13 protein-coding genes are annotated in these 13,812 nt (G+C 37.8%); 6 read left to right on the top strand and 7 right to left on the bottom strand.

Annotated elements, in window-relative coordinates; translation table 11 throughout:
* Positions 1-9: 9 nt before the first annotated feature.
* The gene (locus R2R71_RS06205) at positions 10-2,718 is read right to left on the bottom strand and encodes a M14 family metallopeptidase (RefSeq protein ID WP_316830387.1); all 2,709 of its coding nucleotides are present in this window, start codon (positions 2,716-2,718) and stop codon (positions 10-12) included.
* A 209-nt stretch (positions 2,719-2,927) separates the two neighbouring features.
* Between R2R71_RS06205 and R2R71_RS06200 the strand changes: the two genes are divergently transcribed.
* Positions 2,928-3,593, top strand: a complete 666-nt coding sequence (locus R2R71_RS06200; RefSeq protein ID WP_316830386.1) for a class I SAM-dependent methyltransferase — start codon at positions 2,928-2,930, stop codon at positions 3,591-3,593.
* Here the strand turns inward: R2R71_RS06200 and R2R71_RS06195 are convergent.
* The 3 genes from R2R71_RS06195 to R2R71_RS06185 are packed head-to-tail and all read right to left on the bottom strand — an operon-like array spanning position 3,590 to position 5,561.
* Positions 3,590-4,399, bottom strand: coding sequence for a phosphatidate cytidylyltransferase (locus R2R71_RS06195; RefSeq protein ID WP_316830385.1), 810 nt, complete (start codon positions 4,397-4,399; stop codon positions 3,590-3,592). The genes R2R71_RS06200 and R2R71_RS06195 overlap by 4 nt on opposite strands.
* Before the next feature lie 48 nt (positions 4,400-4,447).
* Positions 4,448-4,654, bottom strand: a complete 207-nt coding sequence (locus R2R71_RS06190) for a putative signal transducing protein (RefSeq protein WP_316830384.1) — start codon at positions 4,652-4,654, stop codon at positions 4,448-4,450.
* Positions 4,635-5,561 (bottom strand): CPBP family intramembrane glutamic endopeptidase, encoded by a 927-nt coding sequence (locus R2R71_RS06185; protein ID WP_316830383.1) that lies wholly within the window; start codon positions 5,559-5,561, stop codon positions 4,635-4,637. The genes R2R71_RS06190 and R2R71_RS06185 overlap by 20 nt, the downstream gene beginning before the upstream one ends.
* A 43-nt stretch (positions 5,562-5,604) precedes the next feature.
* Here R2R71_RS06185 and dusB point away from each other — a divergent pair, with 43 nt between their 5' ends.
* Both dusB and apaG read left to right on the top strand, forming a co-directional pair.
* Positions 5,605-6,612 carry a tRNA dihydrouridine synthase DusB gene (dusB, locus tag R2R71_RS06180; RefSeq protein ID WP_316830382.1) on the top strand — a complete coding sequence of 336 codons (1,008 nt, stop codon included), beginning with the start codon at positions 5,605-5,607 and terminating at the stop codon, positions 6,610-6,612.
* 36 nt (positions 6,613-6,648) lie between these two features.
* Positions 6,649-7,035, top strand: coding sequence for a Co2+/Mg2+ efflux protein ApaG (gene apaG, locus R2R71_RS06175; protein ID WP_316830381.1), 387 nt, complete (start codon positions 6,649-6,651; stop codon positions 7,033-7,035).
* A gap of 294 nt (positions 7,036-7,329) precedes the next feature.
* Here apaG and R2R71_RS06170 read toward each other — a convergent pair whose 3' ends face one another.
* The gene (locus tag R2R71_RS06170; protein WP_316830380.1) at positions 7,330-8,025 is read right to left on the bottom strand and encodes a zinc metallopeptidase; all 696 of its coding nucleotides are present in this window, start codon (positions 8,023-8,025) and stop codon (positions 7,330-7,332) included.
* An 86-nt stretch (positions 8,026-8,111) separates the two neighbouring features.
* Here R2R71_RS06170 and R2R71_RS06165 point away from each other — a divergent pair, with 86 nt between their 5' ends.
* On the top strand, positions 8,112-9,245 hold the full coding sequence (locus R2R71_RS06165) for an FAD-binding oxidoreductase (RefSeq protein ID WP_316830379.1): 1,134 nt from the start codon (positions 8,112-8,114) through the stop codon (positions 9,243-9,245).
* Here R2R71_RS06165 and purU read toward each other — a convergent pair whose 3' ends face one another.
* Positions 9,246-10,088: a formyltetrahydrofolate deformylase gene (gene purU / locus R2R71_RS06160; protein WP_316830378.1), complete on the bottom strand. Its 843-nt coding sequence runs from the start codon at positions 10,086-10,088 to the stop codon at positions 9,246-9,248.
* A 199-nt stretch (positions 10,089-10,287) separates the two neighbouring features.
* On the opposite strand from purU, the gene R2R71_RS06155 reads away from it, so the two are divergent.
* Together R2R71_RS06155 and R2R71_RS06150 are read left to right on the top strand one after the other, a co-directional pair.
* The gene (locus R2R71_RS06155) at positions 10,288-10,917 is read left to right on the top strand and encodes a hypothetical protein (RefSeq protein WP_316830377.1); all 630 of its coding nucleotides are present in this window, start codon (positions 10,288-10,290) and stop codon (positions 10,915-10,917) included.
* Between the two features lie 90 nt (positions 10,918-11,007).
* The gene (locus R2R71_RS06150) at positions 11,008-12,381 is read left to right on the top strand and encodes a DNA recombination protein RmuC (RefSeq protein WP_316830376.1); all 1,374 of its coding nucleotides are present in this window, start codon (positions 11,008-11,010) and stop codon (positions 12,379-12,381) included.
* 340 nt (positions 12,382-12,721) lie between these two features.
* Here the strand turns inward: R2R71_RS06150 and thiL are convergent, their stop codons facing one another.
* A complete protein-coding gene (gene thiL / locus R2R71_RS06145) occupies positions 12,722-13,759 on the bottom strand; it encodes a thiamine-phosphate kinase (RefSeq protein ID WP_316830375.1) in 1,038 nt (345 codons plus the stop codon).
* Positions 13,760-13,812 lie beyond the last annotated feature (53 nt).

The raw sequence follows: 13,812 nt of genomic DNA, 5'->3' as shown, positions 1-13,812 counted from the left end.
GAGCTTTTTTTATTTATATAATTGGTTAAATATCAACTTAAACGTGCCGTGTGTTTGTGCCCTAAAGGCAATTTCAGGCCCGAAAGCATAAAGTTTTCCTTTTCCAACATTTGCTTCAAAAGCTGTTACACCATCTTGCAAGTATGCCTGCCCCCATGCCCATCCGCTGCGTAGAGGCGTTGCAGAATTAAACCACATCAAAGGCTTTATTTTTCCTGAAGCAATCGCATCGCCGGTAAGTTTAAAAACCGGGCTGTTATCGAAATAAACATCTGCTTCATGTTCCATTCCCCAGTTTGCCTGTTGTTTATTATCTAACTCTACATTAAGAACACTCCCTGGCACATAATACTTTTCATCGGGTAATCTTTTTTCCGTTCCATTTACAATTTCAGTCATCGCATTGCGAACGGGTAGTTGTAAGTGATAAGCAAGATTGGTACTCGAACCAATAGTTACGATTTTACCGCCCTCTTCAAGAAATTTTTTCAACTGAGGCACCGATTTATCGGCAGTGATTCTACCTGTCTGTTTTTTAAATTCATCTGGCACATCTTGTGCATTTGGCGCACCAAAACCACCACCGCCTCTTCCAACGGCGCCTGAAGTTGGTAAAGCAGGGATCGCTCCTCCTACAAAAACAATTACATCGTATTTCGATTTCAGGTCTCCGGCATCAATATCCTGCGGATAAATTACAGTAGCGTTGTAATGGTATTGCTCCATCATCCAACGTACCCAACCCGAAGCCATTGAACCGCCGTAAGTATCCCAAAGTGCTATTCTGCCTGCAGTAATCTTAGTTTTATTTTTGGGAGCAGCCGCCGATTTTAGTTTAACGTTTGCTTTTTCTAAAATGCTTTTGGCACTACCACCCGCCGAAACATAAAAATCGCCATTTTCTGTACCACGATAAACATCAACTTTAGCTTTCAACAAGTCGTTTACAGCGGTGTAAGAATCGTTTTGTGCTGCACTTAAAACATATGCCGAACCCGAGGTAAGTTTGTTTTCTGGCTTTAATAACTGTCCGAACGGAACTCTTTCAAAGGGACCTGAAAAATCATCGAGCAAACGATCGAACTTAACATCCATCATATAGGCAAGCGTCCATCCAGCGGCGTCGTATGGTGGTGTCGGTGCGCTTCCTTCATATTTAAAATCGTTAGGGTGATCTTGTGGTTCAAACATATCAAGAACATGCGGTCTGAAAGCCTGGTCGGTTTTAACAACATAGCTTCCTGCCGGATAGCTCTTGCCCGCAACGCTGAAAGGCGCTGTTGCTTTTTGAACCAAAATACCTGTTCTGATCAAAGCATTTAGAAACTTAATCGCCGAGTTAAAATCAGCTTGATCAGCAGATAAAATATAACCTCTCGGATCACGGTTCAATGGTGCTTTCATTACCGTATCGTAAGCTTTCATACTGATGGCTCCACGACCTCTCGCAAATTCACCTCCAGCACCTGAAGCTGGGGTTGTTTTTGCCGCAGCATTTATTGCATCTATTTTTTTAGGTGAAAACGACCAGGTATCTTTTTTCCCTCTGTCAATAGAGTTTTTTCCCATCTGGTAAATGTTATACAACAATTCATCGTGATAACGTTGTGCATAACCCAAAACGGCATAATTTAAAGAAACTGAATAGTCGATTGAGTTTTTAAAATACCACTTTCTAGGGGTAATCGGGTTTGGCGAATCGCCGCTAGGCAATAATCTGGACGGAACCAATGGGATATCAGAAGGGGTTGGGGTGCCGATAATTTCAGTCAACAAGCCCACCATATTGTGGAAATAGGTTGTTGTTCTTAAACCACCATTGTACCAGGTAGAATAAACAGATCCCCCTCTTTGTGTATAACCTGGTTTGTTTTCAATATTCATTCGGTTGTGCATTGCTGCACCAACGGCATCTAAGCTGGTTAAAATGGTAGGGTCGAAAACATAATTAAACGGATCGCGATAGGGCGGGCCTGCAACAACCGTTCCTGCAGGGCCAGCCTGATGGTGATTATACATAATTTGTGGTAACCACTCTACAAAAAGCTGGCGACCCATGTTTTGTGTTTCTTTAAGATTCAACATAAAGAAATCGCGGTTGTTGTCGTGACCTGCATATTTTTCGTAAAGCCTTGGTAAACCAGATAATGTTCTTTTTTTAGGATCTTTATCCCTCATATACCAGTTGCTCACCAGTTCCTGCCCATCAGGGTTGGCATGGGTAAAAAGGATAATCACGTTATCCAGGATTTTTAGGGTTTCAGGGTCTGTTTTGGAGGCAAACTCGTAAACTGTTTGGATAAGCTGATGTGCGCCTACAACTTCGTTTGCGTGCAAGCCACCATCAATCCAAACCACTGCCTTCCCTTCCTGCGCCAAAGCTTTTGCTTGTTCAGGAGCGATTTCGGCATGTGCCAATTGTTGTGAAATTTCCTTGTAACGATCTAGTTTTTTTAGATTTTCAGGCGAAGAAACAATAAGCATATACTGGCTTCTGCCTTCTTCTGTTTTACCGATATCAACGAGTTTAACCCGTTTCGAGGTTTCTGCCAGTTTTTTAAAATAAGCTTCGGTTTGCGTATAATTTGCCAGCTGGTAATCATCGCCGATGTTGAATCCGAAATGCGACTTAGGTGTCGGCACTTCCTGCGCAAAAACAATTACGCTACTCAACATTAAAAAGGTAAAAAATAACCTCTTAAAGTAGTTTTTAATCATATCCGGGAAAAGTTTGGTTGGTTAATACCAAATATATAACAGAAAGCCGATGATAACATTCCTGCGGCAAATTTGTTACAGTTTAGATTTGCAGCATATCAGCGATTTATTGTTTTTTATTCGCTGAGCCAGTTTTTAAATCAAAATTTTATAATTCTTATTGGAAAAGATATAAGTTTTAAAAGCGCATAAGTTGTAATTTGCATTGTATGGAAACTGAATTTTCTGAAGAACATTTAAAAGAAATTGCCAGGCAGTTAAGCTGTCCCGAGGGAGCAATGGGTTTAAAAACCGGAGAGGTAATGAACATAAACAATATCGGCATGACAACCAGTGCGATTGAAGCTTTATCAATTGCAAAAAATGATATTATTTTAGAGATTGGGCATGGAAATGCTGCACACCTGGCGGATATTTTAACCAGCGCAGATAATGTAACTTATTTCGGAGCAGATATATCCGAAACAATTATTTCCGCAGCAGAGGAAATAAATGCCAGGTATATTGCAGAAAATCAAGCTTCATTCCATTTAACAAATGGCAAAAATTTGCCTTTCGGAAATGAAAGCTTCGACAAAATATTTACGGTTAATACGCTTTATTTCTGGGGAAATCCAATTCAATATCTTAATGAGATAAAACGGGTTTTGAAACCAACAGGTTTATTCGTAATTGCTTTTGCAGACAAAAAATTTATGGAAAGCCTTCCTTTTACAAAATTTGGTTTTGAATTGTACGAAGAGAAAAAAGCTATTGCTTTATTAGATGGAGCTGGTTTTAAGATTATAAAATCGATTATTAAAACCGAAAAAGTTCAAAGCAACGCAGGAAATTTTGTAACAAGAGATTATTTTACCATTACGGCATCGCATTAGTATAAAATCAGGTACAGGTAAGCATAAACAACTGGTGCCGCAAGCAATAACCCGTCAAACCGATCGAGCAAACCACCATGTCCAGGCAAAAGTCCGCCACTATCTTTAGTATCCAGGCTACGTTTTAGCATTGATTCAACCAAATCACCAAGGGTACCAAAGCTGGCAATTAAAATAGCCATTCCGACCCAAACGGTTGGTGTTGTTTCTTTAAAAAGGAAAGATAAACCGTAAGCAACAAGCGCACTTGTAAACATACCTCCGAAAAACCCCTCCCAACTTTTTTTAGGCGAATGTCGCTCGAATAACTTACGCTTTCCATATTTTACGCCAAACATATAAGCCCCTGTGTCATTAGCCCATAGCATCAGTAAAAAAGCCAGTGGTATGTGGAAATTAAATTCATTCCAGTCGCTTAAAAAACCCATTGCATGGAAAAAACAGAAGGGGATGGTTACATAAACAAAGCCAACAAAAGTGTACGAAATGTTAGCAAAAGGGATTTTGTTTTTCTTATAAAGCTCGGTGATAAAAACTGAAAAAATTAAAGGTATACACAGTAAAAGATATTTAACATCATACTTTAAATAGTGTAATCCGGCGGCCATTAAAAAAATCACTGCTCCAGCCGCCAAACCAATGTTTCGGTGTGGTCTGATGCCAGAATTTTTAATCAGTTTGTAAAACTCAAAGAGCGAAAGCACGCTTAAAATCAGGTAAAATGCACTAAAGGTGTAGCTGCCCAGAAATACAGAGCCAAGCATTACAATGGTAAAAAAGAAAGCGGTTATTGCCCTGGTTTTCATGATTTAGGATGGAAAACGATAGATGGATAGTGAATGACGTGTGAACTCTTACTCGATTTCATTCTTAACAATGTATTCAATGGCCTTATTAAAATCGGCCTTGTTTACCAAAACATTAATTTCGCCAATATTATAGGCCGACAGTTGTTTGTTGATTACAACAGCCGGAATATCTTCTTCAATTAATCCTTGCTTTAATACTTCGGCGGCAAATGCATCGCCTGTTGTGTATACTTTAACCCAATTTTCGCTCACGTTGTGCTGTATCTTTAAAAAATTTAAACAAAGCTATGGTTAATATTGCACTAATTAAATAGCCATACCACGGAAAACCTATCGGATCTTCGGCTTTATCTAATGGCATGTTATGTTTCTGCATGTAGAATGCCACACAAACAGCATACGCGTTGTTTATGAAATGGCCCAACATAGCATACCATATGCTTCCTCCAAAATAATAAAGGTAGCCAAAGCCAGCGCCTAAAAGTAATCTTGGCAAAAAACCATAAAACTGCATGTGTATAGCGCTGAAAATTGCTGCAGAAATCCAAATTGCCGCATGAGGATTGTTAAAAGCCCTATCTAACGACCTTTGTACGCCGCCCCTGAACATTAACTCTTCACCAATTGCAGGTAAAACTGCAATCATGATTAGGTTTACAATAAAATCCCAGTTATTCCGAACGGTTAAAAGCTGAATGGTTAATTTCATGGCCAGCTCTTCTTTCTCTTTCATCCAGGCTTCTATTTTTTGAAGGAAACCAGGCAAGATCATTTTTTGATTCCAGATGGCCGTCCATTCCATAAAAGGCATACTTAGAATCATAATTGCCAGCACCAGCAACAATAAATTAATTTTTGGTTTTTTGAAACTGTAAAATGCCGTTATTTTTTTTTGGGAGGTTAAAGCTAACGCTAAAGGAGGCAGAATAAAGGTACCTATAGAACTTAATATCTGAATAATTTTAAAACCATCGATAAATTTAGGATCGCCCGATAAAAGCAAGTTCATATTGCTCACCATACCGAGGCCGTAAATCATTAAAACGATAACAACCGCGATGATTCCGAAAACAACTCCGCCTACAAGTGCGTAAAATAAAAGTAAAAGTAATTGCAGGAAAGGGTTGATTTCTTCCTTGTTAGGTGTTACAACATTCATTATTTGTACCTTTGTATGTTTTATTAATCGTTGAAGATAGAAAATGTCTGTTAAGATAGGAAATATAGATTTAGGTGAGTTCCCATTATTGCTTGCCCCGATGGAGGATGTAAGCGACCCGCCGTTTCGTTTTGTTTGCAAACAGAACGGTGCAGATTTGATGTACACCGAGTTTATTTCCTCTGAAGGATTGATCCGCGATGCGGCAAAAAGTGTCCAAAAATTGGATATTTTTGAATATGAACGTCCTATTGGTATTCAGATTTTTGGTGGCGATATCGAGCACATGCGTGAGGCATCAGAAATTGCTTCGGCAGCCGGGCCTGATTTAGTTGATATTAACTATGGCTGCCCGGTTAAAAATGTGGTTTGCAAAGGTGCGGGTTCTAGTTTACTTCGCGATATTGATAAAATGGTTAAAATGACAGAAGCAGTAGTTAAAGCTTCGCATTTGCCCGTAACAGTTAAAACCCGTCTCGGCTGGGATGATGACAGTAAAAATGTTTATGAAGTAGCTGAGCGGCTTCAGGATGTAGGCATACAGGCACTTACCATACACGGGCGCACCAGGGCACAGCTATATAAAGGCGAGGCCGACTGGACATTGATTCGTGAGATCAAGCGTAATCCGCGTATTAAAATTCCTATTTTCGGAAATGGCGATGTTGACAGCCCCGAAAAGGCCGCTAACTGGCGTATGGAATATGAGGTTGATGGCATTATGATTGGTCGTGCTGCCATTGGTTACCCCTGGATTTTTCGCGAGGTAAAGCACTTTTTTAAAACCGGTGAACATTTAGCAGGCCCAACAATCGACGAACGAATTAACGTTTGCCGAACCCATTTGGAAAAATCTATAGAATGGAAAGGCCCTAAAACAGGTATTTTTGAAATGCGCAGGCACTATGCAAACTATTTTAAAGGTTTGCCCGATTTTAAACCCTACCGTATGCGACTGGTATCGGAAGGTGATATTAGCAACATTTACAGCATTTTAGACGAAGTGGCAGAAAAATTTGCAAACTACGACACGGCCACCCAAATGGCTTGATTTTTGAAATGCTTTTTGTAAATTCGTTAAATTAACATGGTTACAGCAATAACAGATGGCGTTCAGGTTTCAGTAGAAACCGTTTATCAACCGGAATATTCCAATCCGGCCAATGAACATTTTATGTTCGCTTATCGCATAGAAATTTCTAACCTTTCTGATTATCCTGTACAATTAATGCGCCGACAATGGTTCATTTTCGATTCGAACAGTAGCCGTAGAGAAGTAGAGGGAGAAGGTGTGGTTGGTTTGCAACCCATTATAAATCCTGGGGAGAGCCATGTTTATGTTTCTGGTTGTAACTTAAAAACCGATATCGGCAGTATGCAGGGCAAATACTTAATGAACCGCCTTGTTGATGATGCTGAATTTGAAGTTGATATTCCCGAGTTTCAGCTAATCGCTCCTTATAAGCTTAATTAGGCAGGCGCTATAGAAGTCTCCACAGACTTTAAACCGGCCGAAAAACCAAATGCCTTGCTAAATAGCCCCGACATACGCGAAAATACTTTTGGTTAGCCAAACTTCAATAGTTTCAATTTACGTTAACCAAAAGATTGTAGCATTGGCGGGACTGAACTGACCTATTGTTACTGGCATTGCGCTTCCTAGTCTAAGGTTTAGCATTCTTTTAAAGTTCTCTTAAGAATAAATGAAAAAACGGCCGAAAACTTAATTTCGAGCCGCTTTTGATTTTCACAGGTAGATGAAAATTTTTTAGTCTCTGCTTCGTCCAAAAAGCATAGAAGCATAATAAAGTAAGTTCGCCAAAGCACCAATTGCTGCAACAACATAAGTCATGGCTGCCCACCAAAGGGCATCTTTAGCTTGTGTATTTTCTTCCTGGGTTTGCATTACACCCTGGTTATTTTTTAACCAAAGCAAAGCCCTGTTACTGGCATCAAACTCAACAGGAAGTGTTATGATACTAAAGACTGTTATAAGCGCTAAGCCTACCACACCAATTGCTAAAACAACTGGGGTTACATTAACAACCAGCAACATAACGCCAATTAATAACACCCATTGCAGCAGGTTTGATGAAATGCTTACCACAGGAACCATGGTACTTCTTAAATTAAGCCAGCTGTATGATTTAGCGTGCTGAACCGCGTGACCACATTCGTGTGCCGCCACTGCCGCCGCCGCTACGCTCCGGCTATAATAAACATCGGTACTTAAATTAACAGTTCTATCTGTTGGGTTATAATGATCTGTAAGTTGCCCTTCGGTACTCATCACTTTCACATCGTATATGCCGTTATCGTGCAGCATTCGCTCTGCCACTTCTTTACCCGATAAGCCTGAGCTTAATTGCATTTCTGCGTACTTAGAAAATTTATTCCTAAACCGCCATTGTACAAACATGCTCAGCAATAATACCGGGACGATTAATATTAAATAAACTCCCATTTTTCTTTTGTGTATGTTTTTCAATTGGCATTATATCAAAAAGCGTTCCCATATTAAAAAACGACTTATTTGTTTTAATTTTAAATATGGTTAATCTACTTTCTTACTGGGAGAAAACATCGTTTTTTGATTACGATATTATTTTAATTGGTAGTGGAATTGTTGGTTTAAACGCGGCGATTCAGCTGAAGATTTCCGAACCTACTTTAAAAATTATCTTACTAGAAAGCGGGTTTTTACCTGCTGGTGCGAGTACAAAAAATGCGGGTTTTGCGTGCTTTGGAAGCATTTCTGAACTGATAGAACAAGAAAGTATTGCGGGTCAGGATGGGCTTGCCCAGCTAATAGAGAAGCGATGGAAAGGTTTACTTAAGCTAATAGCCATCTTAGGCGACAACACAATTGATTACCAACAATTAGGTGGTTACGAATTATTTAAAAAAGATGACAATTTGCTCTTTGAATCTTGTGTAGCGAAAATTGAACATTTTAATAGCATCATTAATCCAATTATTGGATCAGAAACATTTACTGTAGCCAACTACCAGATTGATAAGTTCGGGTTTAAAGGTGTAGAAACTTTAATCGCTAATCGATATGAAGCACAAATTGACACCGGTAAAATGATGTTTGCTTTAATTAAATATGCTCAGGAACTAGGTGTAAGCATTTTTAATAACTGCATGGTAGAAGATATCCTAAGTGACGATAAAATAGTAGCGAAGACCAAATACGGTAATTTCAGTGCCAAGAAAGTTATTGTTACAACCAATGCCTTTGTAAATAAACTGATTCCAGGTTTGGACGTTAAACCTGGGAGAGGACAGGTTCTGGTAACAAAACCCATCCAAAACCTAAAAATAAAAGGAACATTTCATTATGACAAAGGTTACTATTATTTCAGAAATATAGACGGAAGGGTATTATTAGGTGGCGGCAGAAACCTCGATTTTAAAGCTGAAGAAACAACCGATTTTGGTTTAACACCAAAAGTTCAGCACAAACTTGAAGATCTTTTAAAAGAAGTTATTTTACCCGATACTACTTTTGAAATTGATTATCGATGGAGCGGAATAATGGCTTTCGGAAATCGACTGGAACCGATTATTACAGAAGTTAAACCTAACGTTTTTTGCGCTGTGCGATGCAACGGCATGGGGGTAGCTTTAGGCAGTCAAACAGGGGAAGATGTTGCTAAAGCAGTTTTGAAAACCTTATAGTTATTGCTTAAAAACAATTGTTTTATTTCCGCTTACAAAAACCCGGTCTTCAAAAATCAGCGCCAAAGCTTCCAGTAATACCTTTTTTTCAACTTCTTTTCCTGCCCGTACCATTTCCTTAACGCCAAAGTTATGATCGACATGCGTTGTATGTTGTGTTATAATTGGTCCTTCATCGAGATTATCTGTTACAAAATGAGCGGTAGCACCAATAATTTTTACACCGCGTTCAAAAGCCTGCCTGTAAGGGTTTGCACCTATAAATGCTGGTAAAAATGAATGGTGAATGTTAACTATTTTCCCTGCATAGTCTCTTACAAAATCGGGAGATAGAACCCGCATAAATTTAGCCAGAACGAGGTAATCAATATCAAAACGATTGATAATTGCTTTCAACTCTGCTTCAAACTGGCTTTTATTTTTATCAGCATGGCTAACATAAAAATAAGGAATCCCCATTTTTTCTGTTAAATCTCTTAATTCTTCATAGTTACCAATCACACATCTAACTTTTGCGCCGAGTGTATTAAACTGGTTCTTTATGAGAATTTCGGCAAGACAATGATATTCTTTAGTAACGAGAACAGCTATCTGTTTTTCAGATTGAGTAATTAAATTTACTTCAGCCTTTGGCGGTAAATTTGCCTGCAAACTTAATTTTAATTCTTCAGGTTCAAATAAATCGCCTGTACAGGCAATGCGTGTAAAAAAAGCCTTGTTTGCCTCATCAACAAATTCACGCATGGCCACAATATTTAATTGCTGAGCCGCTAAAAGACGGGTTATATTGGTTACCAGGCCAACCTGATCAGAACAGGAAATTAAAATGGTTAATTCACTCATTATCATAAAAGAAAGTCAATGATATAAAATTTTTACAGCTTAATAAATAAAACGTAAATCATTTTATTCCTGTAGGTTTTTATCTATTCTTTCAAAAGATTGACTTTTATCAAGTTAAAACTAACAAAACCTCTTATTTTTAGTATTATTTAACATACATAATATTTTATTTATGTATTGATAGGTTTAGTTTTACATTATGAAAAAGGCATTCATTTTTGTAATTCTAATTTTAGCTGTTTCGGGCTATAGTACAAAAGCTCAGGATGTAAAGTATATAAGCTTTGCATCAAACACCTATCAATTTAATGGTGATGAAGTTATAGCAGACTTGAGAAATGCGAGATATAGTTTTAATAAGCAGTTAATCAAAAACAAGAAATCAAAATTTGATAATCCGCCAAAACCGGAATATCTTTTTAATAAACCAGGAAATTATACTGTTACTTTCGACGGCGTAGCGTTTGCTTTTATTAACAACAAAATTAAAAGTATAAACGGGCTTATTCCATCTGATAAAAGTTTAGAAATAATAACCGAAAGGTTGATTACTTTAGATCGCTTACAATTCGCCTATAATCAGAATTCGAATCTGGAATATGCCAAATATGAGCGGAATCTTGCAGAAATTAATAAAGCAGACAGGCAGTTTTATGCTACATTAAAAATATTAAACACCACAGTAAAAAAGATTGCGCTTCTTGCCAAATCAAATCAGCGTGATGCTTTTGAGTCGGACATCGCTAATTTGCGTAAACCAAACATAAACGATGCTATATTAAACAAACCGCAGTTAACTTACCCAGGGCTTCTAGCTAAGCAGGAATAATACGAGCAAAGTACCCTATACCAATTTCATAAGCGAATTTTTTTGGTAAATCTATTTAAAATATAGATTTTTACTAAAAAAATTATCATTATGGAAATTGCTGCAATTGCATTATTAATCATTATTTTAATTGTTTTAGTACTGCTTTTCTTCAAAAAACCTCATTCTTCTGTGGGTTTAGTTGCTATTGAAGAGTTTGAAAAAGCGAAGGCAGAGAATGAATCTTTGAAAATAAGTCTTGCAAAAGCAGATGAACGTGTTTTTAACTTATCTGCCGAAAAAGAAAATATTATCATTTTACTAAAGCAAGAACAGCAGCGTTTGGTTGATGAATTGCAAACGGAAAGAGACCGCCTTGCCGATGCTAACCGCGAGCTTGAAGGGACTAAGTCCTTCTATCAGGCGGAAAAAGATAAACTCGCGGAGCAAAAAATTGCATTTGAACAATCGCAGGAAAAGTTGAATAAAGACTTCGAACTGATTGCGAATAAGATTCTGGAAGAAAAATCAACTCGTTTTGTTGAGCAGAACCGAACTAACCTGGATTTGATTTTAAATCCTCTGAAAGAAAATATTAAAGCTTTCGAAGAAAAGGTTGAGAAAGTTTATAAGGCCGAATCGGATGAAAGGAATATACTTAAAGGTGTTATTTCTGAATTACAGGTGCAAAGTAAACTTATTCAGGAAGATGCCAATAACCTTACAAAGGCCCTAAAAGGCGACAGCAAAAAGCAGGGTAATTGGGGCGAAGTTATTTTAGAAAAAGTGCTCGAACGTTCGGGTTTGGTACGCGATCAGGAGTACCGTATACAGGCTTCGCATGTATCTGCCGAGGGTGGTCGATACCAACCAGATGTTGTAATTGATTTACCAGACGATAAACATCTTATTATTGACGCTAAAGTTAGTTTGGTTGCCTATGAGCGTTCTGTATCAGCCGATACGGATGAAGAGCGTGAAGGTTATATAAAACAGCACCTGGCATCAATAAAAAACCATATACAGGAATTATCTTCAAAAAACTACCAGGATTTATACAAAATCAATTCTCCTGATTTTGTTTTGCTTTTTGTACCAATTGAATCATCATTCAGCATTGCGATACAGAAAGATGCCGAACTGTTTAACTTCGCCTGGGATAGACGGGTTGTTATTGTTAGTCCATCAACTTTATTGGCTACTTTAAGAACCATTGCCAGTATATGGAAGCAGGAAAGGCAGAATAGAAATGTAATGGAAATAGCCCGTTTAAGTGGTAGTATGTACGACAAATTTGTTGGTTTTATAGCGGATATGGAAAATATCGGCCGCTACGTTAAACAGAGCCAGGACGCTTATGATAAAGCGCTAAATAAATTATCAGACGGATCTGGCAACCTGGTCAATGCTTCTGAAAAAATTAAAAAACTGGGTGCAAAAGCAACAAAACAAATCGACTCGAAATATTTAGATATTACCGACTAAATTAAGTCGATCCGGAAAAAAGGGGGCGAAGCCCCTCGATTTTTTTTTGGACGATTTTTGATAAAAACAGAAGCTAAAAATTTAGCAAGTTAGTGATTTTTATTTAAAGCCCTACAGACGATTTTTTTTAAATTTTATTTTCGGAATGTATAGCTGCTATTTCAGTCATCGCTCTATTGCGATTAATATCTAATCAGATAAAGAAGTAGAAAAAACCAATAAAAACGTCGTCATTTCGAACGAAATGCAATGAAGTCAAGAAATCTATCTGAAGATAGATCTATCCGTTCCACTGCGTTCCGGTCGAAATGACGACGTTTCGTGCTTTTTAAAAACCTTATTATTTAAAAGCGTTCCATCCTTGGGCTTTCAATTCATGAACGTTATTGGATTTTGAAACCATTTTACAGCCCGAATTTTTATCGGTAACATGGCCAATTACAGTGATATCTACATCATGTTTCAGTTTTTTATAATCATCCTGGCTAATAGTAAATAACAATTCATAATCTTCACCTCCACTTAAAGCACAAACGGTAGGATCTATTCCAAGTTCACGGGCCGTCTCGTAAGTCATTGGATCTAAAGGTATTTTCTCTTCGTAAATGGTAATTCCTTTATCAGATTGCTCGGCAAGGTGCAAAATTTCCGAAGCCAAACCATCAGAAACATCGATCATTGATGTTGGTTTGATATTCATTTCTTCCAAAAGTGCCACAATATCCATACGGGCTTCTGGTTTCAATTGTCTTTCGATAATATAATCCTTTCCTTCTAGATCAGGTTGTATCTGCGGATTTTCGAGGTAAATTAATTTCTCTCTTTCTAAAATCTGAAGACCGAGATATGCGCCGCCTAAATCGCCAGAAACACAAAGTAAGTCATGTTCCTGGGCACCATTACGGTAAGTAACCTTATCTGCATCAGCATAACCAATACTGGTAATACTGATAACTAAGCCTTGCTTACTGGACGAAGTATCGCCACCAATTAAATCGATATTATATTTATTGCATGCCAGTTCAATTCCTTTGTAAAGCTCTTCTACGGCTTCAAGCGGAAATTTACTAGAAATACCCAGCGAAACGGTTATCTGACTTGCTTTACCGTTCATCGCATAAATATCACTCAAATTAACCTGTACAGCTTTATACCCCAAATGAGCTAAGGGTACATAAGCTAAATCGAAGTGAATTCCTTCGAGCAATAAATCGGTAGATATTAAAGTTTGTTTTCCTTTGGCATCTAAAACAGCAGCATCATCACCAACGCCTTTTACCGAATAATCATTTCTGATTTTAAAGTTAGACGTTAAGTGTTTTATTAAACCAAATTCGCCTAATTCATTAATATTGGTACGTTCTTTATTTTCAAACATATTGATTAGTAGGGGCGAAGCCCCCGATTTTATTTTAAATTATAAGCAAGTCC

The organism is Pedobacter aquatilis (assembly GCF_032678405.1).
GTDB classification, from domain to species: Bacteria; Bacteroidota; Bacteroidia; order Sphingobacteriales; family Sphingobacteriaceae; genus Pedobacter; species Pedobacter aquatilis_A.
The sequence above is the reverse complement of the archived record's forward strand: the minus strand, read 5'-3'. Positions and strand labels throughout refer to the sequence as shown.

Excerpts from the sequence above, each read along its gene's own strand:
- R2R71_RS06205 (WP_316830387.1), bottom strand. The coding sequence starts at position 2,718 with ATGATTAAAAACTACTTTAAGAGGTTATTTTTTACCTTTTTAATGTTG.
- R2R71_RS06200 (WP_316830386.1), top strand. The coding sequence starts at position 2,928 with ATGGAAACTGAATTTTCTGAAGAACATTTAAAAGAAATTGCCAGGCAG.
- R2R71_RS06195 (WP_316830385.1), bottom strand. The coding sequence starts at position 4,399 with ATGAAAACCAGGGCAATAACCGCTTTCTTTTTTACCATTGTAATGCTT.
- R2R71_RS06185 (WP_316830383.1), bottom strand. The coding sequence starts at position 5,561 with ATGAATGTTGTAACACCTAACAAGGAAGAAATCAACCCTTTCCTGCAA.
- dusB (WP_316830382.1), top strand. The coding sequence starts at position 5,605 with ATGTCTGTTAAGATAGGAAATATAGATTTAGGTGAGTTCCCATTATTG.
- apaG (WP_316830381.1), top strand. The coding sequence starts at position 6,649 with ATGGTTACAGCAATAACAGATGGCGTTCAGGTTTCAGTAGAAACCGTT.
- R2R71_RS06170 (WP_316830380.1), bottom strand. The coding sequence starts at position 8,025 with ATGGGAGTTTATTTAATATTAATCGTCCCGGTATTATTGCTGAGCATG.
- R2R71_RS06165 (WP_316830379.1), top strand. The coding sequence starts at position 8,112 with ATGGTTAATCTACTTTCTTACTGGGAGAAAACATCGTTTTTTGATTAC.
- purU (WP_316830378.1), bottom strand. The coding sequence starts at position 10,088 with ATGAGTGAATTAACCATTTTAATTTCCTGTTCTGATCAGGTTGGCCTG.
- R2R71_RS06155 (WP_316830377.1), top strand. The coding sequence starts at position 10,288 with ATGAAAAAGGCATTCATTTTTGTAATTCTAATTTTAGCTGTTTCGGGC.
- R2R71_RS06150 (WP_316830376.1), top strand. The coding sequence starts at position 11,008 with ATGGAAATTGCTGCAATTGCATTATTAATCATTATTTTAATTGTTTTA.
- thiL (WP_316830375.1), bottom strand. The coding sequence starts at position 13,759 with ATGTTTGAAAATAAAGAACGTACCAATATTAATGAATTAGGCGAATTT.